This is a genomic window from Cellulosimicrobium marinum (assembly GCF_020551945.1).
Lineage (GTDB): Bacteria > Actinomycetota > Actinomycetes > Actinomycetales > Cellulomonadaceae > Cellulosimicrobium > Cellulosimicrobium marinum.
This window is the reverse complement of record NZ_JAJBZH010000003.1, coordinates 355423-381434: the sequence shown is the minus strand read 5'-3', so window position 1 is coordinate 381434 and position 26012 is coordinate 355423. Positions and strand designations below refer to the sequence as shown.

At 74.4% G+C, this 26012-nt stretch carries 15 protein-coding genes and 1 riboswitch; of the genes, 11 read left to right on the top strand and 4 right to left on the bottom strand.

Features of this window, described 5'->3' with window-relative positions:
• Nucleotides 1-23 precede the first annotated feature (23 nt).
• From purH to LGQ04_RS08855, 3 genes are all read left to right on the top strand, one after another.
• Complete coding sequence (gene purH, locus LGQ04_RS08865) at nucleotides 24-1688, top strand: bifunctional phosphoribosylaminoimidazolecarboxamide formyltransferase/IMP cyclohydrolase (RefSeq protein ID WP_229243331.1); 1665 nt, start codon at nucleotides 24-26, stop codon at nucleotides 1686-1688.
• Nucleotides 1689-1820: 132 nt separating this feature from the next.
• Nucleotides 1821-2732, top strand: coding sequence for an ABC transporter ATP-binding protein (locus LGQ04_RS08860; RefSeq protein ID WP_229243330.1), 912 nt, complete (start codon nucleotides 1821-1823; stop codon nucleotides 2730-2732).
• The gene (locus tag LGQ04_RS08855; RefSeq protein WP_229243329.1) at nucleotides 2729-4306 is read left to right on the top strand and encodes an ABC transporter permease; all 1578 of its coding nucleotides are present in this window, start codon (nucleotides 2729-2731) and stop codon (nucleotides 4304-4306) included. Before LGQ04_RS08860 ends, LGQ04_RS08855 begins: the two co-directional genes overlap by 4 nt.
• Before the next feature lie 25 nt (nucleotides 4307-4331).
• Here the strand turns inward: LGQ04_RS08855 and LGQ04_RS08850 are convergent, their stop codons facing one another.
• The gene (locus LGQ04_RS08850) at nucleotides 4332-5615 is read right to left on the bottom strand and encodes an NAD(P)/FAD-dependent oxidoreductase (RefSeq protein ID WP_229243328.1); all 1284 of its coding nucleotides are present in this window, start codon (nucleotides 5613-5615) and stop codon (nucleotides 4332-4334) included.
• Between the two features lie 54 nt (nucleotides 5616-5669).
• On the opposite strand from LGQ04_RS08850, the gene LGQ04_RS17705 reads away from it, so the two are divergent.
• Entirely contained in the window at nucleotides 5670-6101 is a 432-nt protein-coding gene (locus LGQ04_RS17705; protein WP_229243327.1) for a DUF3017 domain-containing protein, read from the top strand.
• Nucleotides 6102-6183: 82 nt separating this feature from the next.
• Here the strand turns inward: LGQ04_RS17705 and LGQ04_RS08840 are convergent, their stop codons facing one another.
• Entirely contained in the window at nucleotides 6184-7275 is a 1092-nt protein-coding gene (locus LGQ04_RS08840) for an aquaporin (protein WP_229243326.1), read from the bottom strand.
• Between the two features lie 392 nt (nucleotides 7276-7667).
• Here LGQ04_RS08840 and LGQ04_RS08835 point away from each other — a divergent pair, with 392 nt between their 5' ends.
• The 3 genes from LGQ04_RS08835 to LGQ04_RS08825 all read left to right on the top strand — a co-directional run bounded on the left by LGQ04_RS08835 (nucleotide 7668) and on the right by LGQ04_RS08825 (nucleotide 14060).
• Nucleotides 7668-8885, top strand: coding sequence for an NADP-dependent isocitrate dehydrogenase (locus LGQ04_RS08835; protein WP_229243325.1), 1218 nt, complete (start codon nucleotides 7668-7670; stop codon nucleotides 8883-8885).
• A 556-nt stretch (nucleotides 8886-9441) separates the two neighbouring features.
• Nucleotides 9442-10428 carry a malate dehydrogenase gene (locus tag LGQ04_RS08830; RefSeq protein ID WP_229243324.1) on the top strand — a complete coding sequence of 329 codons (987 nt, stop codon included), beginning with the start codon at nucleotides 9442-9444 and terminating at the stop codon, nucleotides 10426-10428.
• A 92-nt stretch (nucleotides 10429-10520) separates the two neighbouring features.
• Entirely contained in the window at nucleotides 10521-14060 is a 3540-nt protein-coding gene (locus tag LGQ04_RS08825; RefSeq protein WP_229243323.1) for an ATP-binding cassette domain-containing protein, read from the top strand.
• Between the two features lie 26 nt (nucleotides 14061-14086).
• Here the strand turns inward: LGQ04_RS08825 and LGQ04_RS08820 are convergent, their stop codons facing one another.
• Entirely contained in the window at nucleotides 14087-15397 is a 1311-nt protein-coding gene (locus LGQ04_RS08820; protein WP_229243322.1) for a DUF2254 domain-containing protein, read from the bottom strand.
• 200 nt (nucleotides 15398-15597) lie between these two features.
• On the opposite strand from LGQ04_RS08820, the gene pulA reads away from it, so the two are divergent.
• The gene (gene pulA / locus LGQ04_RS08815; protein ID WP_229243321.1) at nucleotides 15598-21765 is read left to right on the top strand and encodes a pullulanase-type alpha-1,6-glucosidase; all 6168 of its coding nucleotides are present in this window, start codon (nucleotides 15598-15600) and stop codon (nucleotides 21763-21765) included.
• A 103-nt stretch (nucleotides 21766-21868) separates the two neighbouring features.
• On the opposite strand, the gene purU is transcribed toward pulA, so the two are convergent.
• The gene (purU, locus tag LGQ04_RS08810; RefSeq protein ID WP_229243320.1) at nucleotides 21869-22732 is read right to left on the bottom strand and encodes a formyltetrahydrofolate deformylase; all 864 of its coding nucleotides are present in this window, start codon (nucleotides 22730-22732) and stop codon (nucleotides 21869-21871) included.
• A gap of 125 nt (nucleotides 22733-22857) precedes the next feature.
• Between purU and LGQ04_RS08805 the strand changes: the two genes are divergently transcribed.
• The 3 genes from LGQ04_RS08805 (at nucleotide 22858) to LGQ04_RS08795 (ending at nucleotide 25986) form a co-directional block, all read left to right on the top strand.
• Nucleotides 22858-23382, top strand: coding sequence for a GNAT family N-acetyltransferase (locus tag LGQ04_RS08805; RefSeq protein ID WP_229243319.1), 525 nt, complete (start codon nucleotides 22858-22860; stop codon nucleotides 23380-23382).
• Between the two features lie 3 nt (nucleotides 23383-23385).
• A riboswitch (ZMP/ZTP riboswitch) is annotated at nucleotides 23386-23494 on the top strand.
• Nucleotides 23495-23593: 99 nt separating this feature from the next.
• Entirely contained in the window at nucleotides 23594-24895 is a 1302-nt protein-coding gene (gene glyA, locus LGQ04_RS08800; RefSeq protein WP_229243318.1) for a serine hydroxymethyltransferase, read from the top strand.
• Between the two features lie 209 nt (nucleotides 24896-25104).
• Nucleotides 25105-25986 carry a bifunctional methylenetetrahydrofolate dehydrogenase/methenyltetrahydrofolate cyclohydrolase gene (locus tag LGQ04_RS08795; RefSeq protein WP_229243317.1) on the top strand — a complete coding sequence of 294 codons (882 nt, stop codon included), beginning with the start codon at nucleotides 25105-25107 and terminating at the stop codon, nucleotides 25984-25986.
• The last annotated feature ends 26 nt before the right edge of the window (nucleotides 25987-26012 follow it).

Sequence of the window (26012 nt, the reverse complement as noted above, 5' to 3'; positions counted from 1 at the left end):
CGACCCAGAGGAGCCCCTCGACCATGAGCGCGACCGCACCCCACGTCCCCACCTCGCCCGACGTCCGGCTCGCCGACGACGCGCAGCGCCCGGTCCGCCGCGCCCTGCTGAGCGTCTACGACAAGACCGGCCTCGTCGAGCTCGCCACCGCCCTGCACGCCGCGGGGGTCGAGCTCGTCTCGACCGGCTCGACCGCCGCCACGGTTGCCGCCGCGGGCGTCCCCGTGACGAAGGTGGAGGACCTCACGGGCTTCCCGGAGTGCCTCGAGGGCCGCGTCAAGACGCTGCACCCACGCGTCCACGCGGGCATCCTCGCGGACTCGCGCAAGGCCGACCACCTCGCCCAGCTCGCCGACCTCGACATCGCGCCGTTCGAGCTCGTCGTCGTCAACCTCTACCCGTTCGCCGCCACGGTCGCGTCCGGCGCCGGCCCCGACGACGTCGTCGAGCAGATCGACATCGGCGGCCCGTCGATGGTCCGCGCCGCGGCGAAGAACCACCCCAGCGTCGCGGTCGTCGTCGACCCGGCCCGGTACGACGACGTCGTCGCGGCCGTCCAGGGCGGCGGCTTCACGTTCGCCCAGCGCAAGCGCCTCGCCGCGGCCGCGTTCGCGCACACGGCGCAGTACGACGTCGCGGTGTCGTCGTGGTTCGCGAGCGTGTACGCGCCCGACGCGGACGCCGTCGCCTCCGGCCTGCCCGACGTCACGGGCGCCGCCTACGAGCGGGCCGACGTGCTGCGCTACGGCGAGAACCCGCACCAGCGTGCCGCGCTCTACACGCGGACCGACGGCGCCACCGGGCTCGCGCAGGCCACCCAGCTGCACGGCAAGGCCATGAGCTACAACAACTACGTCGACGCCGACGCCGCGTGGCGGGCCGCGCACGACCACACCGACCCCGCCGTCGCCGTCATCAAGCACGCCAACCCGTGCGGCATCGCCGTCGGGTCGGACGTCGCCGACGCGCACGCCAAGGCGCACGCGACCGACCCCGTCTCCGCCTACGGCGGCGTCATCGCGGCCAACCGGGTCGTCACGCGCGCCGCGGCCGAGCAGATCGCCCCGGTGTTCACCGAGGTGGTCGTCGCGCCCGGCTTCGACGACGACGCCCTCGACGTCCTCCGGGCGAAGAAGAACCTCCGGCTGCTCGTGGTCGACGGCGCCCCGTCGGCCCCCGTGGAGACGCGCCCGATCAGCGGCGGCCTGCTCGTGCAGGACGTCGACCGCGTCGACGCCGTCGTCGCGGACGCCGAGGGTGCCGTGACCGGTGGCGACGACCCGCAGCACTGGACCCTCGTCACCGGCGACGCCGCCGACGCGGCGACGCTCGCCGACCTCGCGTTCGCGTGGCGCGCGGTGCGGGCGGCGAAGTCGAACGCGATCCTCCTCGCCGCCGACGGCGCGGCGGTCGGCGTCGGGATGGGTCAGGTCAACCGCGTCGACTCGTGCCGCCTCGCGGTCGAGCGGGCCAACACGCTCGCGGACGGTGCCGAGCGCGCCCGCGGCGCCGTCGCGGCGTCCGACGCGTTCTTCCCGTTCGCCGACGGCCTGCAGATCCTGCTCGACGCGGGCGTGCGCGCCGTCGTCGCGCCGGGCGGGTCCATCCGCGACGCGGAGGTGATCGAGGCGGCCGCTGCCGCGGGCGCCACGATGTACTTCACGGGGACCCGCCACTTCGCGCACTGACAACCCTTCGCCCGCCCTTCGCGGCGCGCCGGACCGCGCCCGCCTCGCTACCGGGGCGGGCGCGGGCGGCCCCGCCCGCGCCCGGAGCGGGACGACGCGGTCGCTCCCGGCCGACCGGCAGGGGAGGACACGATGGGCGACCTCGTCGTCGAGGTGGACGGTCTGGAGAAGACCTTCGGACGGTTCCGCGCGCTGGACGGCCTCGACCTCACCCTCGAACCGGGTGAGGTGCGCGGCTTCCTCGGCCCGAACGGGGCCGGGAAGTCGACCACCATCCGGGTCCTGCTCGGGATGGTCCGGGCCTCGGGCGGGACGGCGCGGCTGTTCGGCGCGGACCCGTGGCGCGACGCCGTCCGTCTCCACCGGCGTCTCACCTACGTCCCCGGCGACGTCGCGCTCTGGCCGTCGTTGACGGGCGGGCAGTGCGTCGACGTCCTCGGGTCCTCCGGCCCACCCCTGGACGAGGGACGCCGGGCCGACCTCCTCGAACGGTTCGACCTCGACCCGACGAAGCGCGTGCGCGACTACTCCAAGGGGAACCGGCAGAAGGTGGCGCTCGTCGCCGCGTTCGCCGCGCGCGCCGACCTGCTCGTGCTCGACGAGCCCACGTCCGGCCTCGACCCCCTCATGGAGGAGGTCTTCCGCGAGTGCGTCGCCGAGAGGGCCGCCGACGGCGCGACCGTCCTCCTGTCGAGCCACATCCTCAGCGAGGTCGAGGCTCTCTGCCGCACGGTGACGATCATCCGGCACGGCCGGACGGTCCGGGCCGGCAGCGTCGCCGAGCTGCGCCGCCTGGCGCGCACCACCGTGCACGCCGTGACGCGCGGCTCCGCCCCGGACCTCGCCGGGCCCGCCGTCGCCGACCTCACGGTCGTCCCCGCGGGACCGGGCGACGAGGGCGACGACGTGCGGTTCACCGTCGACCCCGCTGCGCTCGACACCGTGCTCCGACCCCTGGTGGAGCGGGGCCTGGCATCCCTCACCGTGCGGCCGCCCAGCCTCGACGAGCTGTTCCTCAGCGAGTACGACGGGCACAGGGCGTGAGCGGGCACGGGCTCGGCGCCGTCCTGCGCCTGCAGCTCCGTACCGGGTGGGTCGGGCTCGCGGCCTGGACCGGTGGTCTCGTGGCGACGTACGTCGCGACCGTCGCCGCGATCGACGCGACCTACGGCACGCCCGAGCAGCTCGCGACGTACGGCGCGACCGTGGGCGCCGACCCTACGATGGCCGCGATCAACGGCACCCCCTACGGGGCGGACACGCTCGGCGGCGTGGTCGCGAACGAGTTCGGCTTCGTCGCCGCGCTCGCGGTCCCGCTCATGGGTCTGACCCTCGTCGCACGGTCGACACGGCGCGCCGAGGAGGTGGGGCTGCTCGAGCTCGTCCGGTCCCGTGCCGTGTCCGCACGGGCACCGTGGACCGCGGCGCTGCTCCTCGGCGCAGGCGCCCTCGTGCTCGTCGGTGCCGGGGCGGCCGTCACCCTCGTCTCCTACGGCGTGGACGTGGGCGACGCCGTCCTGTACGGGGCGTCGCTCACGGGACTCGGCCTGGTCTTCGCGGGGGTCGCGACCCTCGCCGGCCAGCTCCAGCGCCGGGCGTCCGCCGTGGTCGGCACGGGGGTCGTCGTGCTGGGTGCCGCCTACGTGCTCCGTGCGCTCGGCGACGTCCGCGACAACGGCTGGCGGTGGCTCTCGCCGCTCGCGTGGCAGCAGGAGACCCGCCCGTTCGCCGACGATGCGCGCGTGTGGCCCCTCCTGCTCGCGCTCGGGGTCGCGGCGGGCCTGGTCGCGGCCGGTCTCGTGCTGGTCGGGCGGCGCGACCTCGGCAGCGCGGTCGTCGCGAGCCGTCCCGGCCCGGTGCACGCGGGTGCGCTGTTGCGGTCCACGACCGGTCTGGCGGTGCAGCAGCACGGTCCCGTGCTGCTCGCGTGGGCGGCGGGAGCGGCGCTGGTCGGGGCCGTGTTCGGTGCCTTCACCGGCGACGTCGACGACGTCGTGACCGCGAACCCGGACCTCCAGACGCTGCTCGCTGGCGCGACCGGCGGGAGCGACCCCGCCTCCTGGTACGTGTCGTACTGCCTCGTCCTCACACTGCTCATGGCGACGGGAGCGGGGGCCCAGGTGATCGGCAGGGCCCGGGCCGAGGAGACCCGCGGTCGTCTCGAGCCCGTCCTCGCGCGAGCCGTGCCCCGCGCCCGCTGGATCGCCACGCACGCGGGCGTCGCGGTCGCGGGCACCGTCCTCGTGGCGCTCGCCGGCGGCGCGGGCCTCGCACTGACCGCCGCGGCCGACGGGGACGCGGCCGGCACGCTCGCGGCGACGGCCACGTCTCTGCCGGCGGTGCTCGTCGTCCCGTCGCTGGGCGTTGCGCTCTTCGGGGCGCTGCCCCGGTTCACCGCGGCGGTCTGGGGGGCCTTCGCCTACGTCGCGCTGGTCGAGCTGCTCGGTGCCACGCTGCGACTTCCCGGATGGGCGCTGGACCTCTCGCCCCTGCACGCGGTCGGGCGGCTGCCGGTCGAGGATGCCTCGGGGGTGGCCGTGACCCTGTCCGGTCTCCTCGCCGTCGCGCTCGTCGTCCTCGGGATCGTCGGCTTCCGGCACCGCGACATCCCTCGGTGAGCACGGCGACCGGGCGGTCCGCCGCTCAGGCGATCGCGTCGCGCAGGTGTCGTGCGGGGTCGAGCGCGACCGCGAGGTCGAGCCGGAACGGCTGCGGCCGGTTCATGGCCTTGCGCACGGGTCCGACGTCGCGCGGCGAGTCGACGAGCAGGACCGCGCGGACCCCGACGACGCCGGACGCGGCGTCCCCGGGGTCGAGGTAGAACGCCGACCAGCCCAGCGACGCCCCGCCCGACGGGTCGCCGCGGAACAGCACCGCGTCGCCGTCGCCCGGCACGCCCAGCAGCGCGAGGTCGTGCCCGAGCTGCCGGGAGAACACGTAGGGCGCGTGCGCGACACCCGGCGCGGCGTCGAGACCGAGGATCGCACGCGCCGTCGGCTCCGGGTCCTGCAGCGCGGCCGACCAGTGCCCGCCCGGCACATGGCCGAGCAGCGGGTGCTCCCGCGTCGCGCAGTCACCGACCGCCCACACGCCCGGCACGCCGTGCACCGCACCCGACGCGTCCACGGGGACCGTCCCGCGGGCGTCGCGCGGCACGGCACCGTCCAGCCAGCCGGTCGCGGGCCGTGCGCCCACCGCGGCGAGCACGACGTCGGCCGGCAGGTCCGTGCCGTCGGCGAGCCGCACGCCGTCCGCCCGGACGTCGACGACGGCGCTGCCGGTCACCAGGCGCACGCCCGCGTCGTCGTACCAGCGCGCCAGGTGCGCCCCCACGACGCCCCCGAGCTGGCGCTCGAGCGGCGCCCGCCCGGCCTCGACGACGGTGACGAGCGCCCCGGCGCCCGCCGCGACGCCCGCGACCTCGGCGCCGATCCAGCCCGCCCCGACGACCACCAGCCGGGCGCCGGGACGGACCAGCGCACGCAGGGCCGCGGCGTCGTCCGCCGTGTGCAGGACGCGCGCCGCCTCCCACCCCGCCGGCCGCAGCGGCTCGGACCCCACGGCGAGCACGACGGCGTCCGCGACGACCTGCCCGCCCGAGCGCGTGCGCACGGCCGGCCGCGCGTCGTCGGATCCTGTCCCGAGCGCGACGGCGGGGTCGTCGAGGCGCAGGTCGTCGACGAGGGCCGTCACGTCGATCCCCAGCTCGTCGGACAGCCACGCCGGGCCGGGCCGGTCGAGGAGCTCCTTCGACAACGGCGGCCGGTCGTACGGCGCGACGCCCTCGGCACCGAGGAGCGTGACGGTGCCCTCGAACCCGAGCGAGCGCAGCGCCGCCACGGTCCGGGCGCCGGCGAGCCCGGCACCCACCACCGCCACGGAGCCCGACGGCGGGACGGGCGGGGACGACGGCGCGCGGGACGGCATGAGGGTCACGCTAGGCCACGACGGTAGGCTTCCGGACGTGGAACAGGCACGAGCGTGAGCGACGTCACCGCACGCGGCAGCGCCGCCACGGGCTCCCGTCCCGAGCTCGTCCCGCACTGGCACCACGTGCGCGACGACGAGCCCGCGGGGACCGGCGCGGACCGCGAGGACGGCACCGACACGCCCCCCGCCCCGCCGACGCCGCGGGCGAGCCTCGCACCGGTCCACCAGCCCGCCATGTGGCTCGTCGTGGCCGGGGTCGTCCTCGCCACCGTCGTCACGCTGCTCGCCGACGCCCGGGTCGGCTGCCTCGTCCTCGCCGCCGTGCTCGCGACCGCGGGCGTGTTCCGGGCGGTCCTGCCCGGCCCCGGACCCGTGGGGATCACCGTGCGCTCGCGCGGCCTCGACGTGTTCTTCTTCCTCGCCCCCGCCGTCGTCATCGCGTTCCTCGCACTGACCGCGCCGGGCGTCGTCCCCGAGGGCTGAGCCGCCCCGTCGAACGGGCTCGCGGAACGACGCGAGGCCCGCCCCGCCGGTGGCGGGGCGGGCCTCGTCGGGTGCGGCGAGGTCAGGCGCGCGGCGCCGATCCCGTGCCGTCGCCCCGCTCGTCGGTGCTGTCGTCACCGGCGACGGACCCGTCGGCGGCGGGCTCCGCCGTGACAGGCTCAGCGGACGCGTCCGGCGTCGGCGCGACCTCCTCCGTGTCCTCCACGACCTCGGTCTCGACGACCGCGGTCGCGGGTGCCGCCGCGGCGGCGGCGACCGGCACCTCGACCTCCTCGTCCGTCACGACGACCTGGTCCTCGCCGAGCAGGTCGTCCTGCGCCGGGGCGAACGCGAACGCGCGGTAGAACAGGCCCGCGATGGCGGCGCCGAGCAGCGGCGCGACCCAGAAGAGCCACAGCTGGCTCAGCGCCCAGTCGCCACCGAACACGGCCGACACCGTGGAGCGGGCCGGGTTGAGGGAGGCGTTCGTGAACGGCGCCGCGACGAGCAGGAGCGAGGCGAGCGCGAGGCCGATCGCGATCGGGGCGATCGTGCTGCGCGCGCGGTTGTCCGTGACGCCGAGGATCACGCCGACGAAGACGGCGGTCACGACGACCTCGACGAGCAGCGCCGCCGCTAGACCGACGGTGACCTCGACACCGGCAGCGGCGAACGTCGCGGCGAGCGGCGAGTGCTCGTCGAACCCGTTGGCCGTCGTGCGGAACAGCGCCGCGGTCGTCGCCTCGTCGATGAGCGTGTTTTGCTGCAGCACCTCGAGGCTCGTGCGCGGGATCGTCGCGAGGAGGACGAGACCCGCGAGGACGGCGCCGACGACCTGCGCGACCCAGTACGGCAGGACGTCGCGCCACGCGGTGCGGCCGCCGATCGCGGCACCCAGCGTCACCGCCGGGTTGAAGTGGCCGCCGGAGACGTGCCCGACGGCGGCGACCGCGGCCAGGAGCGCGATGCCGCCCGCGAGGGCGACGGCCAGTACGAGGTTCTGGTTGAAGAAGCGCGCCCACATCGCGACGCCGACGATGGCGAGGACGAGGAAGAACGTGCCGAAGACCTCGGCGCCCAAGCGCGAGAGCAGGCCGGGCTGGACGACGTCGACGGACTCGGTCCGTGCGACGGCGACGTCCTCGACGGCGGCAGCGGGTGTGTCCTGGGACATGATGTTCCTGTCTGCTTCGGTGGGGTCCCGGTGGCACGCGCGCCGCGCGAGCGGGCCGGGACGACGGCACGACACCGGCGAACCCGGCATCTGTGCGCATCCTGCCACTGTTGTCCGTGCGCCGGGTGGAGATCGCCCGCACCGGACCTGAGAAACACCGCCGAATCTCATACCGTGGACTCTCCTGTCCACCCGGGGGCCCGGTCGACCTGTGCCCCACCGGAGCGGGGACCCTCGGGGCGAAGTATCTTGACGTCGAGAAGTCGAGTACTCTGGACGACGGTCAGCACACCGCCCTCGTGCGCGACGGCCGGGAGCCCGCACGGGCGGCCCGCCAGGCGCCGTCCGACCTGCCGAGGGCACCAGTCCACGACAGTTGGAGCGATCTGCGCATGGGCAAGATCAAGGTCGTCAACCCGGTCGTCGAGCTCGACGGCGACGAGATGACGCGCATCATCTGGCAGTTCATCAAGGACCGCCTCATCCACCCGTACCTCGACGTCGACCTCAAGTACTACGACCTGTCGATCCAGAACCGCGACGCCACCGACGACCAGGTCACGGTCGACGCGGCCCACGCGATCAAGCAGTACAACGTCGGCGTCAAGTGCGCGACGATCACGCCCGACGAGGCGCGCGTCGAGGAGTTCGGCCTCAAGAAGATGTGGGTCTCCCCGAACGGGACCATCCGCAACATCCTCGGCGGCGTCGTCTTCCGCGAGCCGATCATCATCTCCAACATCCCGCGCCTCGTGCCGGGCTGGAACAAGCCGATCATCATCGGCCGCCACGCCCACGGCGACCAGTACAAGTCGACGAACTTCAAGGTCCCCGGCCCCGGGAAGATCACGATGTCGTTCGAGCCGGCCGACGGCTCCGAGCCGCAGACGTTCGAGGTCGTGACCATGCCCGAGGAGGGCGGCGTCGCGATGGGCATGTACAACTTCAACGAGTCGATCCGCGACTTCGCGCGCGCCTCGTTCGCCTACGGCCTGCAGCGGAGCTACCCCGTCTACCTCTCCACGAAGAACACGATCCTCAAGGCCTACGACGGCCAGTTCAAGGACCTGTTCCAGGAGGTCTTCGACGCCGAGTTCAAGGACCAGTTCGAGGCCGCCGGCCTCACCTACGAGCACCGCCTCATCGACGACATGGTCGCCTCGGCCATGAAGTGGGAGGGCGGCTACGTCTGGGCCTGCAAGAACTACGACGGCGACGTCCAGTCCGACACCGTCGCGCAGGGCTTCGGCTCGCTCGGCCTCATGACGTCCGTCCTCATGACGCCCGACGGCCAGACCGTCGAGGCCGAGGCCGCGCACGGCACCGTCACGCGCCACTACCGCCAGCACCAGCAGGGCAAGCCGACGTCGACCAACCCCATCGCGTCGATCTTCGCCTGGACCCGCGGCCTCATGCACCGCGGCAAGCTCGACGGCACGCCCGAGGTCACCGAGTTCGCGCAGACCCTCGAGGACGTCGTCGTGAAGACGGTCGAGTCCGGCAAGATGACGAAGGACCTCGCGCTCCTCATCGGCCCGGAGCAGGAGTGGCTGACGACCGAGGACTTCCTCGCGGCCCTCGACGAGAACCTCAAGGCGCGCCTGGGCTGAGCCCTCGCTCCTCGCTCGAACGGCGGCGTCCCCGAACGGGGGCGTCGCCGTTCGGCGTCTCCCGGGCGGTGCGCGCGTGGCGGGGTCGGGGTCGCCTCCGCGGGGCCGGGGTGGACGACGGCGCGGGTCTCCCATCCGCACCGCTCGTCCCTCGCGGCGCTCCCGCCAGACCCGCCACGACCCGCGCCGTCGTCCACCCCGACCCCGCTCCCGGTGCCCGTCGCCTCGTGGACCCCGCTCCTGGTGCGGTCGCCTCGTGGACCCCGCTCCTGGTGCCGTCGCCTCGCGGACCCCGTTCCCGGTCCGGTCGCCTCGTGCGCGTCCCAGGGACGGCAAGCCCCGTGGCGAGCGCCGACCGAGGTGACGTCGTACCGGGCGTGGCGGGTGACGTGCGAAGGGCGTCGAGCCGCGCGCGAGAAGGCGAGCCGAGAGGTCACGGTGACGGCGCGGCAGCCCGAGCACGTGACCCGGCTCGCCCACCCGGGCCGAACCCGCGCCGTCGGGCACCAAAGCCGTCGGGCACGAGCACGGGGGCCCGTTGTGGGAGAGTGAGCGCATGACTTCCCCCGTGAACGTGACGGTGACCGGCGCGGCCGGTCAGATCGGCTACGCCCTGCTGTTCCGGATCGCGTCGGGCCAGATGCTCGGCGCCGACACGCCGGTGCGGCTGCGCCTCCTGGAGATCCCGCAGGGCGTCAAGGCGGCAGAGGGCACCGCGATGGAGCTCGACGACTGCGCCTTCCCCCTGCTCGCCGGCGTCGACATCTTCGACGACCCGACCGCGGCGTTCGACGGCGTGAACGTGGCGCTCCTCGTGGGCGCGCGGCCGCGCGGGCCGGGGATGGAACGCGGCGACCTGCTGGAGGCGAACGGCGGGATCTTCACGCCGCAGGGCCAGGCCATCAACGCCGGCGCGGCGGACGACGTGCGCGTGCTGGTCGTGGGGAACCCGGCGAACACGAACGCGCTCATCGCGGCGTCGAACGCGCCGGACGTCCCGACGGAGCGGTTCACGGCGATGACGCGGCTGGACCACAACCGGGCGCTGACGCAGGTCGCGAAGCGGGCGGGCGTGCCGGTGTCCGAGGTGCGCAAGGTGACCATCTGGGGGAACCACTCGGCGACGCAGTACCCGGACCTGTTCCACGCCGACGTCGCGGGGACCCCGGGTGCGCGGCTCGCCGCGGACACGGGCTGGCTGGAGCAGGAGTTCATCCCGACGGTCGCGAAGCGCGGGGCGGCGATCATCGACGCGCGCGGGGCGTCGTCGGCGGCGTCGGCGGCGAACGCGGCGGTCGACCACGTGCACGACTGGGTGCTCGGCACGCCGGAGGGCGACTGGACGAGCGCGGGGGTGGTGTCCGACGGGTCGTACGGCGTCCCGGAGGGCCTCATCTCGTCGTTCCCCGTGGTGTCGCGCGGCGGGTCGTGGGAGATCGTGCAGGGCCTGGAGGTCTCCGACTTCTCCCGCGGGCGCATCGACGCGTCGGTCGCGGAGCTGCAGGAGGAGCGTCAGGCCGTCCAGGGGCTCGGGCTGGTCTGAGCCCTCGGTCGACCCGTCCCCGCCCGGCGCACCGGGCGGGGACGGAAAAGCGCTGCGCCGCCGTGGGCCCTGCGCCGTAGGGTCGTGGAGCCATGATCGACGCTCCCAGCCCCGTGACCACGGACGACGCCCCGTCGCCCGCCGCTCCGCGCGTGCCCGCCGACCCGTCCCGCCGCCTCGACTGGCGGCGCCTGCGCCGACCCCTCGCCGCCGTCGCGCTCGTCGCGCTGACGCTCGGCGCGGTCGGGGCGGCGCTCGGCACCGTCGTCGCCGGCTGGCTCGCGGAGGACCCGACGACGACGGCGCTCGCCCTCCTCGCGGTGTGCGTGGTGGGTGCGGCGCTGCTCGACACGGGCGGCCAGGTCGTGTGGGCGGGCGTCGTGGACCGCGCCGAGGGGCGGCTGCGCGAGGACCTGCTCACGGCCGCGCTGCACCAGCCGCTCGCCACCCTGACGGAGCAGGCGGTCGGCGAGGTGCTCGACCGGGTCGACGACGACACGCACGCCGTCGGCACGCTCGTGCGCCGCCAGCTCTGGGGTGCGGGGCGCACCGTGGTCGGCGTCGTCCCGATGTGGGTGGTCGCCGGGCTGACGTGGTGGCCGGCGTGGCTCCTCTTCCCGCTGCTCGGCGCGCTGGCCGCTGTGCTCGTGCGGCCGATGCTCGGTGAGATCGCCCGCCGCAAGGTGATCGAGGAGATGGCGTGGACGGACCACGCCGCCGCGTTCGAGGAGTCCGTCGCCGCGCGGGACGACCTGCGCACCAGCCTCGGGCAGTCGTTCGCGGTGCGGCGCCTCGCCGAGCGCTCGGCGCTCGTCCACCGCCGGTTCGAGGCGGTGCTGTCCGTCGAGGCGCGCATGCTGCGCCGCGCGGGCCTCGTGCTCGCGTCGCTCCTCGTGGGGGTCGCCGTCGCGGGGACCGCGTTCGCGGCCGACGGCGCGCTGCCCGTCGACCGGCTCGTCACCCTGTTCCTCGTCACGGCCATGTTCGTCGGGCAGACCGACCAGCTGGTGCACCACCTCCCGGACATCCAGGAGGGCCTCGGTGCGCTCACGCGCCTGCGCCAGATGCTGTCGGTCGAGCCGGAGCCGGAGGGCGGCCGCGACGTCCCGGAGGGGCCGGTCGGCGTCGAGCTCCGCGACCTGCACTTCTCCTACGCCGAGGGCACGTTCGCGCTGCGCGGCGTCGACCTGCGCGTCCCCGCCGGGCAGACGGTCGCGCTCGTCGGACGGACCGGTTCGGGCAAGTCGACGCTCGCGTCGCTGCTGTCCCGCGCCGTCGACCCGGAGCCGGGGACCGTGTTCCTCGGCGGGGTCGACGTGCTCGACCTCGACCTGCAGGCCCTGCGCGCCGCCGTGGGCGTCGTCACGCAGCGCACCGAGATCCTCGCGGGGACGCTCGCGGAGAACATCACCCTGTTCGCCGACGTGCCGCGCGCGGACGTCGAGTCCGCGGTGCGCGAGCTGCGCCTCGACGACTGGGTCGCGGGACTGCCCGACGGCCTCGACACGGTGCTCGGGCCGGGCGGCACCACGCTGTCCGCGGGCGAGCAGCAGCTCGTCGCGTTCGCGCGGCTGCTCGTGCGCGACGTCCAGGTCGTCGTCCTCGACGAGGCGACCGCCCGCATGGACCCGCTCACCGAGTCCCGCGTGGTCGCCGCCGCCGACCGGCTCCTCGCGGGCCGCACGGGCGTGCTCGTCGCGCACCGCCTGACGACGATCGAGCGCGCCGGTCTCGTCGCCGTGCTCGACCACGGGCGCGTCGTCCAGCAGGGCCTGCGCGCCGAGCTCGCGCGCGTCCCCGGCCCGTACCGCGCGCTGCTCGACGCGAGCGCCGCCCGCGGCGACACCGTCGACGGGACGGGCGTGCCCGCGCCGTCGGGCACGGCCAGCGCGGACGAGTCCGTGGGCGCGCGACGTCGGCGCGGCGCCCCGCCCCAGCGACCCGACCCGGGCGACGGGCCCAGCCTGGCCCGAGGGGTGCTGCACGCGCTCGTCGTGCGGCCCGCGTGGGGCGTCGTCGGGGCGGTGCTGTTCCTCGTCGCGAGCCTCGTCTCCGCGCAGGGAGCGATCACGGGGTTCCTGTGGGGGCACGCCGTGCAGGGGGTCGACGACGGGTTCCCGACCCTGCTGCTCGTCCCCTTCGCCGTGCTGCTCCTCGTCGCGCCGCTGTGCCTCGCGCGGGCCCTCTACGTGTACCCGCGCTGGTGGATCGAGGCGCTGCTGCGGGTCCGCATGGCCGTCATGGTCGGCCAGACGCGTCAGCACCGGCTCGCCGCCAGCCCGCCCGGCGAGGTCGTCGCCCGCGCCATGGACGCGGACCGGTTCGTGCGGTACGCGGACCGGTGGGTCGACTTCGTCAACGGTCTGCTCATCGCGGGCGTCACCGCGCTGATCAGCGGGTCGTGGCTCGCGGGCGCGGTGCTGCTCGCCGTCATGGTGGTCTCGGCCGCGGCGTCCGCGCTGGGCCGGCCGGTCGCGGGACGTTCGGCGACCAGGTCCTCGGCCGCACGGGCCCGGTTCGGTCGCTCGCTCGTCTCGGCGCTCGACGCCGCCCGCACGGTCAAGCTCGCCGCGCGCACCCCCCAGGTGCACGCCCACCTGCGGCAGGTCGACGGGGGACGCGTGCAGGCGGCGGTGTTCGAGCACCGCGTGCAGGCCGCGCTCGACGGCGTGCCCCTCGTCATGATCCAGCTCGGCGTCGTCGCGGCGTGGGCCGGTCTCCTCGCCGGCACGTGGGACCTCGCCACGGCGCTCCTCGTCGCCAACGCGGTGAACGGCTTCGGCTGGTTCGGGGTCGTCGCGGGAGCCGTCGTCACCGAGGCGCCCGGCACGCGCTCCTGGCAGGTCGCGACGAGCCGATTCGCCGGCGGCGCGGACCTCATGGACCTGCCCGACGGCGTCGACCTCCTCACGGGCGAGGCCCCCGTCCCGGTGGCCGGCCCGCGGCAGAGCCTCGACCGCCTCGACCTCGAGGGCATGACCGCGGTGCACGACGACGGCACGATCGGCGTGCAGGACGTGGACCTCACGGTGCGGCGCGGCGAGCTCGTCCTCCTGCTCGGCCAGGTCGGCTCCGGCAAGTCCAGCCTGCTCGGCGCGCTCGCCGGGCTCATGGAGCACACCGGTCGCATCCGCTGGAACGGCACGGACGTCGTCGACGCCCAGACGTTCCTGCGTCCCGGGCAGGTGTCGTACGTCGCGCAGGTACCCCGCGTGCTCTCCGGCACCTTCGGCGACAACGTGCGGCTCGGGTACGAGCGCGGGCTCGACGGTCCCGTCGCGGCGGCCCGGCTCGACCAGGACGTCGCGGAGGCCGGCGGCCACGAGGCGCTCGTCGGGCACCGGGGGGTCCGGCTGTCCGGCGGGCAGGTCCAGCGGCTCGCGCTCGCGCGCGCCCTCGCGACCGACGCCGAGCTGCTGCTCGCCGACGACGTGTCCAGCGCCCTCGACGCCGCCACCGAGATCGAGCTGTGGTCCTCGCTGCGCGACCGCGGCACGACGGTCGTCGGGTCGTCGTCCAAGCGCGCCGCGCTCGCACGCGCCGACCGGGTCGTCGTGCTCGACGAGGGCGCCGTGGTCGCCGTCGGGCCGTGGGACGAGCTCGCCCCGCGCTGGGGCCACCTCGCGGGGTGACCGCTCCCGGCGCGCGCTGCCGCGGGTCAGGCAGGCGCGAGGGCGGCGAGGACGACGTCGAGCCGGCGCACGACCGGCGTCCGGTCGTGCTCGGGGAGCGCCGACGTCGCGACCGCCTCCCGCAGGACGGTGACCTCCGCGCGCAGGCTCTCCCGGACCGGGGGACGTCGGCTCGCCCTCTCCAGGCGCTCGACGAGGCGGACCGCGGAGCGCAGGGCGACGGGTGACCCGAGGGCGTAGGTGCGGACGGCGACGAGCACCTCCGACACCACCTCCTCGGCGGTCGGCCACCGCACGACGGCGCGCAGCTCGCCGTCCCCGCCGACGGCGCCCGGGCGAGCGGGGTCGCGCCCCGCCAGGCGGACGAGGCCGTCGCCGAGCGCGTCGAACGCCGAGGCGGCGGTGTACGGGTCGTTCGTGCCGGGCGAGAGCGCGCGCACCGCCATCTCGGTGAGCTGCTGGGCGGCGAACGCGAGGTCCTGGTGGGGGGTTCGTTCGTCACCGACGACGACCGTGCGCCGCGCCTGGTCGGCGGCGTCGTCGGACCATGCCGCCGGGCCGCGCAGGGTCAGGACCGGGTCGCCGGCGACGACGTGGTCACCCGGCCCGACGACGGCCTCGGCGAGCCCGTCGGCCCGCTCGGCGGCGTGGACGAGGGCCTCGACGTCGACCCACTGCACGTAGCCGGTCGAGGGGGAGCGGACGACGCCGTGCTCGGGCGGGAGCCGGTCGGCCGCGGTCTGTGGCGGACCGACCGTGCCGTCCGGGGGATCGTCCGGCACGAGCAGCTCGACGACGGCGTCGAGGTCGTCGCGGACGCGGCGCTGCAGCGTGGAGACCTGGACCGAGTCGGCGATGTGGTGGATGAAGTAGACGAGCACCCCGACGCAGAGGACGGCGAGCAGCATCGCGCCGTTGACCGCGATCGTGGGGACGAACGCGGCGCCGTCGTCGGTCTCGCTCCGGACGGACCTCAGGACGACGAGCGAGTACAGGAACGACGCGGTGAACACCGCGAGCACGAGCTGGTTGCCGCGGTCCGTCATGAAGTTGCGGACGAGGCGCGGGCCGTAGCTCGAGGTCGTCGTCGCGAGCACGGAGATCGTGATCGAGAACGTCGTGCCGGTGACGGTGAGGACTGACGTGGCGATGGCTCCGAGGAGGGCGCGGCTGCCGCTCGCGCCGAGCCCCGACAGCAGCGCCACCGACTCGACGGCTCCGGGTGCGAGGCCGCGCTCGACCCTGACCAGGACCTCGGCGAGCGCGACCGCGACCAGCGACAGCACGGCGGGGAAGAACCAGAACGACTCGACCGCTCGGCGCCACAGCACCCTCATGACGCACGATGCTAGAGGGGTCCGGCGTCGCGGGCGCGTCGGCGTCCCGAGACACCCTGAATCCCCTTGCTGCAAGTTTCTGCAATCGGTACAGTCGCTCTCATCGCACGCGCAGTCGTCGCGGTCGACGGTGTCCGACGGCGGGCGCTGGGGCCGGGCGGGCGTGCGCCGCACGCACCGACCCGGACGAGGGAGTCCCCATGACCGCCACGCCGCGACGCCGCAGGCCGTCGCCACGTCCTCAAGCGCTTCCCGGCCGCGCCACGCGCGCGACCGCCTCCGTCACCGCGCTCGCCGTCGCGGGCTCGACGCTCGCGGGCCTCACGGTCGCCGCGCTGGCGACCCCCGCCGCCGGTGCCGACCGCACCGCCGCCCTCGTGGGCGACCTCCAGTCCGAGCTCGGCTGCGCCGCCGACTGGGACCCGGCCTGCGCCGCCACCGAGCTCGCCCCGACCGCCACGCCCGGCGTGTGGTCGGCCGAGTTCGACGTCCCCGCGGGGACGTGGCAGTACAAGGTCGCGATGGACGACGCCTGGGACGAGGCCTACGGGCGCGACGGCGGCGCCGAGAACGCGCCGCTCGTGCTCGGCGGCGACACGCGCGTGCGCGTGACGTTCGACGACGCGACCCAGCGCATCGCCCTCGTGCCGCTCGGCCTCGCGGAGGGCTACGACGAGGCGCAGGACGCCGACCTCGTCGTGCCCCCCGTGCGCCAGCCCGGGTCCGACGAGCGCTTCTACTTCGTCATGACCGACCGGTTCGCGAACGGCGACCCGTCGAACGACACCGCCGGCCTCGGCGACGACCCGCTCGTCTCCGGGTTCGACCCGACGGACAAGGGCTTCTACCAGGGCGGGGACATCGCGGGCCTGCGCGAGAACCTCGACTACGTCGAGGGTCTCGGCACGACCGCGATCTGGCTCACGCCGTCGTTCAAGAACCAGCCCGTCCAGGGCACCGGGGCCGACGCGTCCGCCGGGTACCACGGGTACTGGATCACCGACTTCACGCAGATCGACCCGCACCTCGGCACCAACGCCGAGCTCGAGGCCCTCATCGACGAGGCGCACGAGCGCGGTATCAAGGTCTACTTCGACATCATCACCAACCACACGGCCGACGTCGTCGACTACGAGGAGAAGCAGTACTCCTACGTCGACCAGGCGACGTCGCCCTACCGCGACGCGGCCGGGAACGTCTTCGACCCGGCGACCTACGCGGGCACCGACGACTTCCCGGAGCTCGACCCTGCGACGTCGTTCCCGTACACGCCGCTCGTGCCGGCGGGCAAGGAGGACCTCAAGGTCCCGGGGTGGCTCAACGACCCGACGCTCTACCACAACCGGGGCAACTCGACGTGGACGGGCGAGTCGGTGACGTACGGCGACTTCGACGGACTCGACGACCTCATGACCGAGCACCCGACGGTCGTCGACGGGTTCGTCGACGTCTACCAGGACTGGATCGACCTCGGCATCGACGGGTTCCGCATCGACACCGTCAAGCACGTCGACTTCCCGTTCTGGGAGCGCTGGACCACCGAGGTCCTCGACTACGCGCACGCGCAGGGCAAGGACGACTTCTTCATGTTCGGCGAGGTGTACGACGCCGACGCCGCGAAGCTCTCGCCGTACGTGCGCCGCACCGACATGAGCTCGACGCTCGACTTCACGTTCCAGTCGGCCGCGACGAGCTTCGCGAGCGGCAACAGCGCGAAGGGGCTCGCGGCGCTGTTCGCGAGCGACGACATGTACACGACGCCGGGCACGTCGGCGAGCGCGCTCCCGACGTTCCTCGGCAACCACGACATGGGCCGCGTCGGCTACATGCTCGCGGGCACCGACGACCCGCTCGCGCGCGACGAGCTCGCGCACGAGCTCATGTACCTCACGCGCGGCCAGCCCGTCGTGTACTACGGCGACGAGCAGGGCTTCGCCGGCACGGGCGGCGACAAGGACGCGCGCCAGACGCTCTTCGCGACGCAGGTCGCCGAGTACGCCGACCAGCCGCTCGTCACCGGCGAGACGGCGGGCAGCGTCGACCGCTACGACACCGACGCGCCGCTCTACGCGCACATCGCGTCGCTCGCGGCGCTGCGTGACGCGCACCCCGCGCTCGCGACCGGTGCGCAGGTGGAGCGCTACGTCGAGAACGGCGCGGGCGTGTACGCGTTCAGCCGCGTGGACCGCGAGGAGAAGGTCGAGCACCTCGTCGCGCTGAACAACGCGGCGCAGGCGCGCGAGGCGACGGTCACGACGCTCACCCCCGGCGCCTCGTACGCCGTGCTCCACGGGGACGCCGAGCCCGTCACCGCCGACGCCGACGGCACGGTGACGCTCACCGTCCCGGCGACGTCCGCCGTCGTGCTCGTGGCCGACCGCGAGGTCGGCGCGGACTCGACCGGCGAGATCGCCGTGACCGTCCCGGCCGCGGGCGCGGGCGTGACCGGCGTCGCGCCCGTCGCGGCGACGGTCGACGGCGACGCCTGGTCGGAGACGTCGTTCGCGTGGCGCGAGGTGGGTTCTCAGGGGTGGACGCCTCTCGGCACGGCCGAGGACACCACGCCGCGCGTCTTCCACGACGTGACCGGCCTGCCCGACGGCACGCTCGTCGAGTACCGCGCCGTGACGACCGACGCCGACGGCGACCGCGCCGCCGCGTCGACGTTCGCGAGCGTGGGGGTCGACGTGACCGGCACGGTCTCCGAGGAGCCCGAGCCCGACATCGACCTCGTGACCGTCCCCGGGAGCCACAACTCCGAGATGGGCTGCGCGGGCGACTGGGCGCCCGGCTGCGAGGCGGCGAAGCTCACGAAGCGCCCCGACGGCGTCTACGCGGGCACGTTCGACGTCGCCCCGGGCACGTACGAGTACAAGGTCGCGATCAACGGGTCGTGGGCCGTGAACTACGGCGTCGGCGGCGTGCCGGACGGCGGCAACGCGACGTACACGACCGAGGGCGGCGCCGTCACCTTCTACTGGGACCCGGTGAGCAAGGACTTCTCGAGCACCGCGCAGGGCCCGGTCGTCACGCTCCCCGGCTCCTACCAGGACCAGGTCGGCTGCCCCGGCACCTGGGCGCCCGACTGCCTCGCGACGTGGCTCAAGGACCCCGACGGCGACGGGACGTACACGTGGTCCACGGACGACCTCGCCGCGGGCGCGTACGAGACGAAGGTCGCGCACGGCCTCGGCTGGGCCGAGAACTACGGCGTCGGCGGCGCGCCCGGCGGAGCGAACTACCCGTTCTCCGTCGGTGACGACGAGGTCGTGACGTTCACGTACGACCTCGAGACGCACGTGCTCGAGATCGGCGTCGAGAACCCGCCGCTGCCGGGGACCGGCCAGCAGTCGGCGCACTGGGTCCGCGAGGGCCTCCTCGCGTGGCCGACGACGCTCGGCTCGGGGGACGCGTTCACGCTGTGGACCGCCCCGGAGGGCGGGATCACGGTGTCGCCCGGCGACCCCGACGGCGAGGTGAAGGCCCCCGAGGGTGCGACGTCGTACGCGCTCGAGGTCGACGCCGACGGGCTGCCCGACGACGTCGTCGCCGACTTCCCGGCGCTCGCCGCGTACACCGCGCTGCGCGTGACGGGCGACGACGGCGAGCCGGTCGGGCGCGACGCCGTCGAGGCGGCGCTGCGCGGCCAGCTGCTCGTGACGCGGGCCGACGGCGACGTGCTCACCGCCGCGACCGGGGTGCAGGTGCCCGGCGTGGTCGACGACCTGTTCGCGCAGGACGCCGCCGACCGCGAGCTCGGCGTCACGTGGCACGCCAACGGCAGGTGGGCTTCCTTCGCCCTCTGGGCGCCGACCGCGCAGGACGTCACGCTGCTCGCGTGGCCCGCGGGTGCGTCGCTCGACGACGACCCGCGCCGGTTCGCGGCCACGCGCCAGTCCGACGGCACGTGGACGCTCGACGGCAAGGAGGCGGACACGAAGCTCGGCGGCGCGTCGGTCGGGTGGAAGGGCGCCCGCTACCTCTACGAGGTGCGCGTGTACGTGCCGAGCACGGGGAAGGTCGAGACGAACGTCGTCACCGACCCCTACTCGGTCGGCCTCACGCTCGACTCGACGCACTCGGTCGCCGTCGACCTCGACGACCCCGCGTTCCGTCCCTCGGCCTGGGAGGGGACGCCCGCCCCGGTCGTGGAGCGCGCCGTCGACCAGACGATCTACGAGCTGCACGTGCGGGACTTCTCGATCGCGGACGAGACCGTCCCCGCCGAGGAGCGCGGCACCTACCTCGCGTTCGCGCACGAGGACTCCGACGGCATGACGCACCTCGCCGAGCTCGCGGACGCGGGCCTGACGACCGTGCACCTGCTGCCGACGTTCGACATCGCGACGATCCCCGAGGACCGGGCCGAGCAGGCGACGACCGGTGACCTCACCGGGTTCGCGCCCGACTCGGCCGAGCAGCAGGCCGCGGTCGCCGCGGTCCAGGCGCGCGACGGCTTCAACTGGGGCTACGACCCGCTGCACTTCTCCACGCCGGAGGGGTCGTACGCCGTCGAGGCCGACGGCGGCGCGCGCGTCGCCGAGTTCCGCACCATGGTCGGCGCGCTGCACCGCACGGGCCTGCAGGTCGTGCTCGACCAGGTGTTCAACCACACCGCGGCGAGCGGGCAGGACGCGAGGTCCGTGCTCGACAAGGTCGTGCCCGGCTACTACCACCGCCTGAACACCGCCACGGGCGCGGTCGAGACGAGCACGTGCTGCCAGAACGTGGCGACCGAGCACGCGATGGCCGGCAAGCTCATGGTCGACTCCGTCGTCACGTGGGCGCGCGACTACAAGGTCGACGGGTTCCGCTTCGACCTCATGGGCCACCACTCGAAGGAGAACATGCTCGACGTCCGGGCCGCGCTCGACGAGCTGACGCTCGCCGAGGACGGCGTCGACGGCGCGTCCGTCTACCTGTACGGCGAGGGCTGGGACTTCGGCGAGGTCGCCGGGAACGCGCTGTTCGAGCAGGCCACGCAGGGCCAGCTCGGCGGCACGGGCATCGGCACGTTCTCCGACCGGCTCCGCGACGCCGTGCACGGCGGGTCGCCCGTCGACGGCGCGTCCACCTTCACGCAGGGCTTCGGCACGGGCCTCGCGACCGACCCCAACGGGCAGCCCGCCCGGGCGGGGGAGCCCGGCACGGTCAACGACGGGTCGGACGACGAGTACGCCGACCTCGGCCACCAGACCGACCTCGTGCGGCTCGGGCTGGCGGGCAACCTGCGCGACTTCACGTTCGTCACGTCGACGGGCGAGGAGAAGCGGGGCGACGAGATCGACTACCGCGGCGCGCCCGCGGGATACGCCGACTCGCCCGAGGAGGTCGTCACCTACGTCGACGCGCACGACAACGAGACGCTGTTCGACCTGCTCGCGCTCAAGCTGCCGGCGGACACGCCCATGGACGAGCGCGTGCGGATGAACACGCTCTCGCTCGCCACCGCGGCGCTGTCCCAGACGCCGTCGTTCTGGCACGCCGGCACGGACCTGCTGCGGTCCAAGTCGCTCGACCGCAACAGCTACGACTCCGGCGACTGGTTCAACGCGATCGACTGGTCCGGCCAGGACAACGGCTTCGGCCGCGGCCTGCCGATGGCCGCGGACAACGAGGAGAAGTGGCCGCTCATGGCCCCGCTCCTCGCGGACCCGGCGCTCAAGCCCTCCCCGGAGGACATCGCGACGGCGTCCGCCCAGGCCCGCGACCTGCTGCGGCTGCGGCACTCGACCGACCTCCTCCGGCTCGGCGACGCCGACGCGATCCGCGAGAAGGTCACGTTCCCCGGAGCGGGACCCGAGCAGGAGCCCGGTGTGGTCGTCATGTCGGTGGACGACCTCGTCGGCGCCGACGCCGACCGGACGCTCGACGGGCTGCTGGCCGTGTTCAACGCCTCGCCCGAGCCGGTCACCCAGACCGTCGACGCGCTCGCGGGCCGGGACTACGTGCTGTCGCCGGTCCAGGCCCAGGGGAGCGACGCCGTCGTGAAGCAGACGGCGTGGGACGCCGCGACGGGAACGGTCACCGTGCCGGCCCGCACGGTCGCGGTCCTCGTCGACCCGCAGGCGGGCGACGAGCTCCCCGTCACGGTCGAGGCGCAGGCCCGCTGCCTCGCGGGCAAGGCGTACGTCGCCGTGCGTGCGACGAACGACGGCCCGCTCCCGGTCCACGTGCGCCTGGAGACGCCGTTCGGCTCGCGCGCGGCCGGGACGGTGCAGCCCGGCAAGAACGCGTACCAGTCGTTCACGACGCGGGCGCGCTCGGTCGAGGCGGGCGAGGCCACGGTGACGGCGACGGCGCGGGTCGACGGCGCGGAGGTCACGTCGGCGTTCACCACGCCCTACGAGGAGCTGACCTGCTCCTGACGCCGGGGGAGGGCGCTGCTCCGCGAGGTGGGGCCCCGGTCGCCGACCAGGGCCCCATCTCGTGCGGCATGCGCCCTCACGCGAGCGCGCGAAGGGACCGGGGTCAGCGGAAGACGACCGTGCGGTGGCCGTCGAGCAGCACGCGGTGCTCGGCGTGCCACCGGACAGCGCGGGCGAGTGTCTGGCGCTCGACGTCCTCGCCGATCGCGACGAGGTCCTCGACGCGGCGCGAGTGGTCCACGCGCTCGACGTCCTGCTCGATGATCGGGCCCTCGTCGAGGTCGCCCGTCACGTAGTGCGACGTCGCACCGATGAGCTTCACGCCGCGGTCGTGCGCCTGCGCGTACGGGCGCGCGCCCTTGAAGCTCGGCAGGAACGAGTGGTGGATGTTGATGATCCGGCCCGGCATCTCGCGGCACAGGTCGTCCGAGAGGATCTGCATGTACCGGGCGAGGACCACGAGCTCGACGTCGAGCTCGGCCACGAGCTCGCGCAGCCGCGCCTCCGCGCCCGGTTTCGTGTCGCGCGTGACGGGCACGTGGTGGAACGGCTTGCCGTAGAACGTCGCGATGTCCTCCAGGTCGCGGTGGTTCCCGACGACGCCCACCACGTCGATCGGCATCGCCTGGGACCGCTCGCGGTACAGCAGGTCGACGAGGCAGTGCGGCGCCTTGGAGACCATGAGCAGGGTGCGCACGCGCCGCCCGACGACGTCGAGGTCCCACGACATCCCGAACCGCTCCGTCACCGGCACGAGCGCCTGCTCCAGCGCCTCCCGCGGGACGTCGGCCTCCACCTGGACCCGCATGAAGAACAGGCCCGACAGCGGGTCGCCGAACTGCTGCGACTCCGTGATGTTGCCGCCGAGCCCCGCGATCGCGCCCGCCACGGCGTGCACGATCCCGGGCCCGTCCGGGCACGAGAGGGTCAGGACCCAGTGGGTGGGGGGCGGCGCTGTCGTGGACACCCCTCAGAGGGTAGCCGCGGACCCGGGGCCGGGGCGCCGTCGTCCCCCCGGCGGACACCCCGCCCCCCACCGACATCACCCGGACACCGGACGTGAGCCAGGCCCATCTCTGACACGATGAGGACATGACCGACGCGCAGACCACCACCCGCCTCGTCACCGACGCCGAGGCCGGCGAGCTCCTCACGCTGCGCCGGGCCGCGTTCGTCACCGAGGCCCAGCTCTACGGCGACCCGAACATCCCGCCGCTCACCCAGACGCTGCACGAGCTGCGCGACGACCTCGCCCGCGAGGACGTCGTCACCGTCGGCGCCTGGCTGGGCCACCGCCTCGTCGGGTCGGTGCGCGTCGAGATCGAGGACACCAGGGCCACCCTCGGTCGTCTCGCCGTCGCCCCCGACATGCAGGGCCGGGGGATCGGCACCCAGATGCTCTTCGAGGTCCTGCCGTACCTGCCCGAGCAGACCTCCGAGATCTGGGTCTTCACCGGCAAGGACTCCAAGCAGAACCTCGCCATGTACACCAAGCACGGGTACGAGGAGCAGTACGACAAGGCCGCCGGCGACCTCACCTACACCTACCTGCGCCGCATCCTCGGTGCCGCCGAGGTGCGCGACGGCGGGGCCGACGCCTCCGGGGCCGTGCGCTAGGATCGAGGCCGTCGCGACTGGCGCGCCCGTCCTCCACGGACCGGGCAGGGTGGATCACCACCGGGGAGCGACGAGCTGTGCAGACGACGGGTCGTTCGCCTGGGCCCCGGGTCACCCCCTCGGTGGTGCGTGCCCGGACGTGAGCCCGCACCAGCCCCCGGACCGCAACCGGCCCGGACCCCGACCACTGCCCAGACCGCGAGGAGACGCCATGAGCGCCCAGCCCGTACACCGCCCCGCACAGAACGTCCTCGACGCCCCGCTCGCCGAGCTCGACCCCGAGATCGCCGCCGTCCTCGACGGGGAGCTCGCCCGCCAGCGCGACACCCTCGAGATGATCGCGTCGGAGAACTTCGTCCCCCGCGCCGTCCTGCAGGCCCAGGGCAGCGTCCTTACCAACAAGTACGCCGAGGGCTACCCCGGTCGCCGCTACTACGGCGGCTGCGAACAGGTCGACATCGCCGAGAACCTCGCCATCTCCCGCGCCAAGGAGCTCTTCGGGGCCGAGCACGTCAACGTCCAGCCCCACTCCGGCGCCCAGGCGAACGCCGCCGTCCTGCACGCCCTCATCAACAAGGGCGACAAGATCCTCGGCCTCGAGCTCGCCCACGGCGGCCACCTCACGCACGGCATGAAGATCAACTTCTCCGGCAAGCTCTACGACGTCTCCGCGTACGGCGTCGACCCGCAGTCCTACCGCGTCGAGATGGACGAGGTCCGCAAGCAGGCCCTCGAGACCCGCCCCGACGTCATCATCGGCGGCTGGTCCGCCTACCCCCGCCACCTCGACTTCGCGGCGTTCCGCGAGATCGCGGACGAGGTCGGCGCCAAGCTCTGGGTCGACATGGCGCACTTCGCCGGCCTCGTCGCCGCCGGCCTGCACCCCTCCCCGGTGCCCTACGCCGACGTCGTCTCCTCGACCGTCCACAAGACGATCGGCGGCCCCCGCTCCGGCTTCATCCTCAGCAAGGAGGAGTACGCCAAGAAGATCGACTCCGCCGTGTTCCCCGGCCAGCAGGGCGGCCCGCTCATGCACGTCGTCGCCGCCAAGGCCGTGTCGTTCAAGGTCGCCGCGTCCGACGACTTCAAGGACCGCCAGGAGCGCACCCTGCGCGGCGCCAGCATCATCGCCGACCGCCTCGCCCAGCCCGACGTCGCGCAGGCCGGCGTCTCCGTCCTCACCGGCGGCACCGACGTGCACCTCGTGCTCGTCGACCTGCGCCACAGCGCGCTCGACGGCCAGCAGGCCGAGGACCTCCTCCACGAGGTCGGCATCACCGTGAACCGCAACGCCGTGCCGTTCGACCCGCGCCCCCCGCGCGTCACGTCCGGCCTGCGCATCGGCACGCCCGCCCTCGCGACCCGCGGGTTCGGCGACGCCGAGTTCACCGAGGTCGCCGAGATCATCGCCACCGCCCTGCGCGAGGGCAGCGCGGCCGACGCCGAGGCGCTGCGCGGACGCGTCGCGACGCTCACGGCCGACTTCCCGCTGTACCCGGACCTGCAGCAGTAGTCCTCTGCGCGAGGCCCGGGGACGGGCGTCTCGTCGCGGGTCGACCATCCGCACCGCTCGTTCCTCGCGGTGCTCCCGCCAGACCCGCCACGACCCGCGACGAGACGCCCGACCCCGGCCCGCGGTCACCGGCCGCACGCCCCCGCCGCACCCGTCCTCGTCCGTCCCCGCGTCGTCACACCCGCCGCACGCCACCCGGAGGTCCACCCATGACCGCACAGATCCTCGACGGCAAGGCCACCGCCGCCACCATCAAGTCCGAGCTCAGGTCCCGCGTCGCCGCGCTGCGGGACCGGGGGGTCGTGCCCGGCCTCGGGACCGTGCTCGTGGGCGAGGACCCCGGCTCCGTCTCGTACGTCGCGGGCAAGCACCGCGACTGCGCCGAGGTCGGCATCGCGTCCATCCGTGAGGACCTTCCCGCCGACGCGACGCAGGCCGACGTCGAGGCCGCGATCGACCGGCTCAACGCCGACCCGGCGTGCACCGGGTACATCGTGCAGCTCCCCCTGCCGAAGGGCGTCGACACCAACGCCGTGCTCGAGCGGATCGACCCCGACAAGGACGCCGACGGCCTCCACCCCACGAACCTCGGGCGCCTCGTGCTGCGCGTCAACGAACCCGTCACCTCGCCCCTGCCCTGCACCCCCGCGGGCATCATCGAGCTCGTGCGCCGCCACGGCATCGAGCTGGCCGGCAAGGACGTCGTCGTCGTCGGGCGCGGCACCACCGTCGGGCGCTCCATCGGCCTCCTCCTCACCCGCCGCGAGATCAACGCGACCGTCACCCTCACCCACACCGGCACGCGCGACGTCGTCGCCCACCTGCAGGGCGCCGACGTCGTCATCGCCGCCGCCGGCGTCGCCGGGTTCGTCAAGCCCGCGCACGTCAAGCGCGGCGCCGTCGTGCTCGACGTCGGCGTCAGCCGCGTCGTCGAGCCCGAGACCGGCAAGGCGCGCCTGCGCGGCGACGTCGACCCCGGCGTCGCCGAGGTCGCCGGGTGGCTCTCGCCCAACCCGGGCGGTGTCGGCCCCATGACCCGCGCGATGCTCCTCGCCAACGTCGTCGACACCGCCGAGCGCGCCTTCGCCTGACCACACGACCCCGCACGACGTGAGCG

What these genes read in the sequence shown, in the direction of transcription:
- LGQ04_RS08805 (WP_229243319.1), top strand. Translation starts at nt 22,858, where the DNA reads ATGACCGACGCGCAGACCACCACCCGCCTCGTCACCGACGCCGAGGCC.
- LGQ04_RS08840 (WP_229243326.1), bottom strand. Translation starts at nt 7,275, where the DNA reads ATGTCCCAGGACACACCCGCTGCCGCCGTCGAGGACGTCGCCGTCGCA.
- LGQ04_RS08860 (WP_229243330.1), top strand. Translation starts at nt 1,821, where the DNA reads ATGGGCGACCTCGTCGTCGAGGTGGACGGTCTGGAGAAGACCTTCGGA.
- purH (WP_229243331.1), top strand. Translation starts at nt 24, where the DNA reads ATGAGCGCGACCGCACCCCACGTCCCCACCTCGCCCGACGTCCGGCTC.
- LGQ04_RS08820 (WP_229243322.1), bottom strand. Translation starts at nt 15,397, where the DNA reads ATGAGGGTGCTGTGGCGCCGAGCGGTCGAGTCGTTCTGGTTCTTCCCC.
- LGQ04_RS08825 (WP_229243323.1), top strand. Translation starts at nt 10,521, where the DNA reads ATGATCGACGCTCCCAGCCCCGTGACCACGGACGACGCCCCGTCGCCC.
- LGQ04_RS08830 (WP_229243324.1), top strand. Translation starts at nt 9,442, where the DNA reads ATGACTTCCCCCGTGAACGTGACGGTGACCGGCGCGGCCGGTCAGATC.
- glyA (WP_229243318.1), top strand. Translation starts at nt 23,594, where the DNA reads ATGAGCGCCCAGCCCGTACACCGCCCCGCACAGAACGTCCTCGACGCC.
- LGQ04_RS08835 (WP_229243325.1), top strand. Translation starts at nt 7,668, where the DNA reads ATGGGCAAGATCAAGGTCGTCAACCCGGTCGTCGAGCTCGACGGCGAC.
- LGQ04_RS08850 (WP_229243328.1), bottom strand. Translation starts at nt 5,615, where the DNA reads ATGCCGTCCCGCGCGCCGTCGTCCCCGCCCGTCCCGCCGTCGGGCTCC.
- pulA (WP_229243321.1), top strand. Translation starts at nt 15,598, where the DNA reads ATGACCGCCACGCCGCGACGCCGCAGGCCGTCGCCACGTCCTCAAGCG.
- LGQ04_RS08795 (WP_229243317.1), top strand. Translation starts at nt 25,105, where the DNA reads ATGACCGCACAGATCCTCGACGGCAAGGCCACCGCCGCCACCATCAAG.